Below are 4556 nucleotides of genomic sequence, written 5' to 3' on the forward strand. Positions count from 1 at the left end.
CTACAACAGATGGACCCCCGCCGGCCTCAAGCAGCTGATGGTCGAGGGCGGCTTCGCGGAAGCCAACGTCAAGGTCCACGGCTGGGGCAACAAGGCCTGCGCCAGGGCCCATATCGGCGGCCCCGTGCGTGCCTACGGTCTGTGGCGGGATCTCAGCAACGACGAGGAATACCCGCTGATGGTCTGGGCTTTTGCGAAAAAGGCGAGCTGATCTCCCCCTCGAGGGGGGAGATCACCCCCGCCTTCTCATCACCCGCGCATGCCGTCGCCACACCCACCAATCCCACACGCGCTTCCTGAAACTGCGCTTCATCGCGGTCATGGTCTAAAGCCCCAGCAGCACGCGGCGCTGGCCGGTGAGGCTGCCTGGCGCGAGGTCGGTCTTGATGGTGCTGGCTGTGCCCTGACGCTGTTCGAGCTCAGCCCGCAGTGCCGCCTCGCGCGCCTGCACGTCCTTGTCCTGCGCCGTCGGCGTTGGCGGCAGCGGCTTCAGTTCCGGTGGTTTTTGCAACAGACACATGGTTCCAGCCTTCTCTTGTCCAGTCGTAGAGGAAAAAATCTTCGCCGTTGCGGCCATAGCCAGGCAGCAGGCAGCGTTGCGTGGCGCCCAGCCGGCCAAGCCAGCGCAGCGCGAGATCGTTGGCGGCCAAGGCGCGGGCCTCGACCCGCCAGGCGCCGCGCGCGGATACCTGCGGCCCCAGCACGGCGTGAAAGAACCCGGTAATGCCAGGCACGCAGCGCCGCATGCGGCGCGTGCCCCAGCTCCAGGCGATCCACAGCCCGCCGCGCTGTTCGGCGGCGCCAAACCCGGCTTCCGGATTGCCGTCGAGTTCCGCGACATAGGCAAACCCCTGCAACGCCGCCAGCGCCAGCAGCGCCGGCGACCAATGGTCGAGCTGGCAGTCGATCTCGGCCCGGTCTTCAGGGCGAAGATTGGCGGCGATATAAGAGAGGTCGCGCAGCGTGGCGGGGATGATGCGGACGGTCATGGGCAGGCCTGAGCAATGGGTTGCACTTCCCGCTTTCGGGCGGAGTCTCGGCCGCTTGCGCCCTTGACCGGCCCCGTCGCCAGTGACCTACTTCGGACATCGACGGCAGGAGACGGGCGAATGGACATTCGAGCGACACTGACGGAGCTATGCGAAGCCTTCAACGCGCACGATCTCGATCGCATCATGGCGTTCTTTGCCGACGACTGCGTCCTGGAGATGCCGAGGGGCGCCGAGCCCTGGGGAACGCGTTACGAGGGCAAGCGCAGCGTATGGGACGCGCTGGCGACACGCTTCGAAGGCCTGCCCGATGTCCACTACGGCAAGGCTGAGCACTTTGCAGACGAGGCCGCCGACACCGGCATGTCCAAATGGACCCTCACCGGCACCACCCGCGAGGGCGTGAAAAAGGAAGTCCGGGGTTGCGACTTCTACACGTTCCGCGACGGCAAGGTGATCCGCAAGGATTCTTATTGGAAGATCGTGGAGTAGGAGCTGGGACATGGGTCACATCGGCGCCAGCGACCAATGGTCAAGCTGGCAATCGATCTCGGCGCGGTCTTCGGGGCGCAGGTTGGCGGCGACGTAGGAGAGGTCGCGCAACGTGGCGGGGATGATGCGGGGCATGGATGGACTTTCGTCAGCGAAGCTGACGTGGCGGAAACCGGTTGATACGGCAAGGCGCCACTGCCTTGGGGCTGGCACGAGAGGCGGAAAAGCGCGCAGAGAATATGACGTCAGAGCGGGGCGCCGACATCGCCGGGGAGTCGGCGAAGGCCGATAAAAGCGCTTAGACTGACCTTTCCCACTCATTGAGAATTTCAATGTGGTCGTCTGTCTTTAGCGGCGCTGCGCTGAAGTAGATATTGGCGCCAAAATCGACCCCTTCGCGTCTTTCTATACGGAACGGGATCGGCTTCAAAGACGGTATCTTGGCGTGATCGGCGCTCAACCCGATACCAAAGGGATAGTAGTCAATAGCCGCTCCGGTTGTGGCGTTCAGCCTGTTCGAGATAGAACGACTGATATTGTTCAACGCGGCAAGCAGTTTTAGCACGTCCTTGTCGCTATGAAATGTGAGAGTCGACTCGTACATCCTATCTATAGGGAAAGCCTTTGTAAAAGTGGCGTGCCAGCGCTCCGACATATAGGCCAGAACATCAATAAGAAATTCGTCCAAGACGTTGCTACTCGCCCGTGACGTTATCACCACGCCATCGTTGTAGAGGTCAACAGATTCAATTGAAATATTATTGAAACGGCCGTGACGAAATTCAACTTTGGCCTTCCGCATTTCCTCCAAGGTTTTCGGAAATTCGACAAATTCATATTTCTGAGCGAAGTCGGCAGTAGCGGCAGGCAGATACAACTGTCCCTCTAGGCGGCTCGATAGGAAAAGGGAGGTGACGCGTGTTATCTCGATAGACACCAATTTCACTGTCTCAATTCCTGTTTGTGGTCATTAGCGCCAATTTGATTCCTCTGGCTTTCAACCAGACCCAATTGTCGAACGTTCTGATTTTGGTTGTCAAAAATATTGCGGACCTGCGCAGACATTGGTGAAAGCACCGGATTAAATTTCCGATAGTCGATTGTCTGGGAATTATCACGGCGCGCTGCGTTGAAGCTCTCGTGAATCGTGTCTGGCTGAAGCGCTTTATCGGACATGTCCGCTGTACGCTTCAAGAAATCCGGGTAAGAGACAAACTGGACAAGCAATGCAACGTCCAATCCGCTTGCGATATCAAGAAGCGTCTGCACCGTGACCTTTCCGTATTCTGTATTCTCCAGTCGGGAAATTACGCTTTGCTTCTTTTCTGTACGCTGCGCCATTTCACTTTGTGAAAGGCCAAATTTCCGCCGAAGCGCCTTTATCTGATATGCAACACCGGCCCGAACACGCGTTTGCACATATCCATCGCGATAGTCCTTATCCAAATAACGCTTAAGGGTTTCTGCCAGGGCGATCACAAGTTTTTGCCTTCTTTGGATTTGAATAAATTTCTGTCAGACGTTCCTTGGCTTTTGCCAGAATATTACTAGGTGTGTATTCTTTGTCTTTGTGAAAACCTACGCTCAAAGCCAAATAGCTCTGATTCTTCTGGTCAGCCTTCCCAAAGATTCGCCACTGCTTGTGGTCTCTGCCAAAGAATTTCACTTCATGCAGGCCTTTGTACTCACCTTTTAGTGGCTTAAAATTTGGAGGCGCCCAGATTTCTAGCTGTTCGAGCATTTCAAAAGCGGCATTGTGCGCGCCTCGTGCTTGCGGAGTATCATCATACCATCGCTGCCAAAGGTTTGACGGCCTTCCGTCATCATAGCATCGATATGTCCAATTTGCCATAGCAATTTTGCGATAAATAGTATATCGGACCGCGCCAAAATGATTCCAATTGGCTAATGGAGCATGAATCCAATGATATAGCTATGCATCCGCCTTGCGACAGTCTTTCGATGTGCTCGATCTCATGCGTTGCAGATGTGTGTCGATCAACACGAACTGTCGCTACGCTGTAACGTTAGGGAGTCGACCTCGGGTCAAGCCAGGCCCGGGAATGAGGTAATAGGCGCTCCGCGCCTCACCGAAACGCCCCCAGCGGATCGCTCTGCCCTACCGGCCTTCTCGCTGCCTTGAACTCCGCCGGATCCACCACCGCCTCGCGCAGCATCATCACGCCATAGCGTGTCGCCGCCATCAGATCATCCCGCAGCTTGACCACCTGGCCGTCCTTGCGATGAAAAAGCCGAAACTCCTCGAACCAGTCGGCCAGCGTCGAAAACACCTTGAAGCGGCCGCTCTGCATACGGTCGAGCATTTCCATCAGCCCGGCCTCGACCGAGACCGACCCGTCGGGGAATTGTGCGTGGCGGGTCAGCATGTTCAGCCCGTGCGCGGCATACTGCCGGGCGAGCGCCACGCCCGCCCCTTCCAGCGTTTCGCGACGGCCGTCGCGCGGCCAGGCGAAGGGCAGCCATTCGCCCCAGGGTTTGAGCGTCAGCGTCTGCATCGCCGGCGTCTGCTGCGAGGCCCGCGCTGATTTGGTGACATAGACGACATCGGCCTCCGTATCCCAGGCGAGTTCGACCGCGGCCGACGGATGGTCCCAGCCGAAATCGAGCGCGCCCAGCCTCGGCCAGTAGCGCGGCAGCCGAAACGGCTCGCAGGCGATCAGCGCCTCGGCCACCGGAAAGATACGGCCGGAGCCCAGCACCGGAATGCCGCGCGCGCGGGCCTCGCGTTCATGCGCCGGATAGGCGGCAACGATCGCCGCGCGCTCCTGCGGCGAATAGTGCTCGGCATCGTCGATGGTCATGAAGGTGACGTGACGGGACATGGGGGATACCTGAATCACGTTGCGAGGTGGCGACTGTATGGCATTGTTCGGACGCGGTTTTTCGGATCGGGCGCGACGGCTCTTCCCTTCTCCCCCTGTGGGAGAAGGTGGATCGGCGCGCCGCGCCGAGACGGTTGAGGGGTGTTCCAGCGGAGTGAGGCGTTGGCATTCCCTAAAACACCCCTCATCCGACCTCGCTTCGCGAGGCCACCTTCTCCCCCAGGGGGAGAAG

Annotated in this window: 7 protein-coding genes and 1 pseudogene; 2 read left to right on the plus strand and 6 right to left on the minus strand. The window is 58.8% G+C overall.

What is annotated here, in order from left to right; translation table 11 throughout:
* Positions 1-211: pseudogene (locus EN935_RS23555) on the plus strand (SAM-dependent methyltransferase); the annotation flags it as partial.
* A gap of 114 nt (positions 212-325) precedes the next feature.
* Here EN935_RS23555 and EN935_RS42815 read toward each other — a convergent pair.
* Both EN935_RS42815 and EN935_RS23565 read right to left on the minus strand, forming a co-directional pair.
* Entirely contained in the window at positions 326-451 is a 126-nt protein-coding gene (locus tag EN935_RS42815) for a hypothetical protein (protein ID WP_281040358.1), read from the minus strand.
* Complete coding sequence (locus EN935_RS23565; RefSeq protein ID WP_127265589.1) at positions 420-989, minus strand: hypothetical protein; 570 nt, start codon at positions 987-989, stop codon at positions 420-422. Before EN935_RS23565 ends, EN935_RS42815 begins: the two co-directional genes overlap by 32 nt.
* A 120-nt stretch (positions 990-1109) precedes the next feature.
* Between EN935_RS23565 and EN935_RS23570 the strand changes: the two genes are divergently transcribed.
* Complete coding sequence (locus tag EN935_RS23570; protein ID WP_127265590.1) at positions 1110-1481, plus strand: nuclear transport factor 2 family protein; 372 nt, start codon at positions 1110-1112, stop codon at positions 1479-1481.
* A 298-nt stretch (positions 1482-1779) separates the two neighbouring features.
* On the opposite strand, the gene EN935_RS23575 is transcribed toward EN935_RS23570, so the two are convergent.
* From EN935_RS23575 to EN935_RS23590, 4 genes are all read right to left on the minus strand, one after another.
* Complete coding sequence (locus EN935_RS23575; RefSeq protein WP_127373655.1) at positions 1780-2358, minus strand: hypothetical protein; 579 nt, start codon at positions 2356-2358, stop codon at positions 1780-1782.
* Positions 2359-2423: 65 nt separating this feature from the next.
* Positions 2424-2960, minus strand: a complete 537-nt coding sequence (locus EN935_RS23580; RefSeq protein ID WP_164757897.1) for a helix-turn-helix transcriptional regulator — start codon at positions 2958-2960, stop codon at positions 2424-2426.
* Positions 2935-3333: a type II toxin-antitoxin system RelE/ParE family toxin gene (locus EN935_RS23585; RefSeq protein ID WP_127265593.1), complete on the minus strand. Its 399-nt coding sequence runs from the start codon at positions 3331-3333 to the stop codon at positions 2935-2937. Before EN935_RS23585 ends, EN935_RS23580 begins: the two co-directional genes overlap by 26 nt.
* A gap of 235 nt (positions 3334-3568) precedes the next feature.
* Positions 3569-4324, minus strand: coding sequence for a terminase family protein (locus EN935_RS23590; RefSeq protein WP_127265594.1), 756 nt, complete (start codon positions 4322-4324; stop codon positions 3569-3571).
* Positions 4325-4556 lie beyond the last annotated feature (232 nt).

The organism is Mesorhizobium sp. M7D.F.Ca.US.004.03.1.1, from assembly GCF_003998635.1.
Classification (GTDB): Bacteria; Pseudomonadota; Alphaproteobacteria; order Rhizobiales; family Rhizobiaceae; genus Mesorhizobium; species Mesorhizobium loti.

Bases quoted from the DNA above. Each gene is read 5' to 3' on its own strand.
- EN935_RS23570 (WP_127265590.1), top strand. From the start codon at position 1,110: ATGGACATTCGAGCGACACTGACGGAGCTATGCGAAGCCTTCAACGCG.
- EN935_RS23585 (WP_127265593.1), bottom strand. From the start codon at position 3,333: ATGGCAAATTGGACATATCGATGCTATGATGACGGAAGGCCGTCAAAC.
- EN935_RS23590 (WP_127265594.1), bottom strand. From the start codon at position 4,324: ATGTCCCGTCACGTCACCTTCATGACCATCGACGATGCCGAGCACTAT.
- EN935_RS23565 (WP_127265589.1), bottom strand. From the start codon at position 989: ATGACCGTCCGCATCATCCCCGCCACGCTGCGCGACCTCTCTTATATC.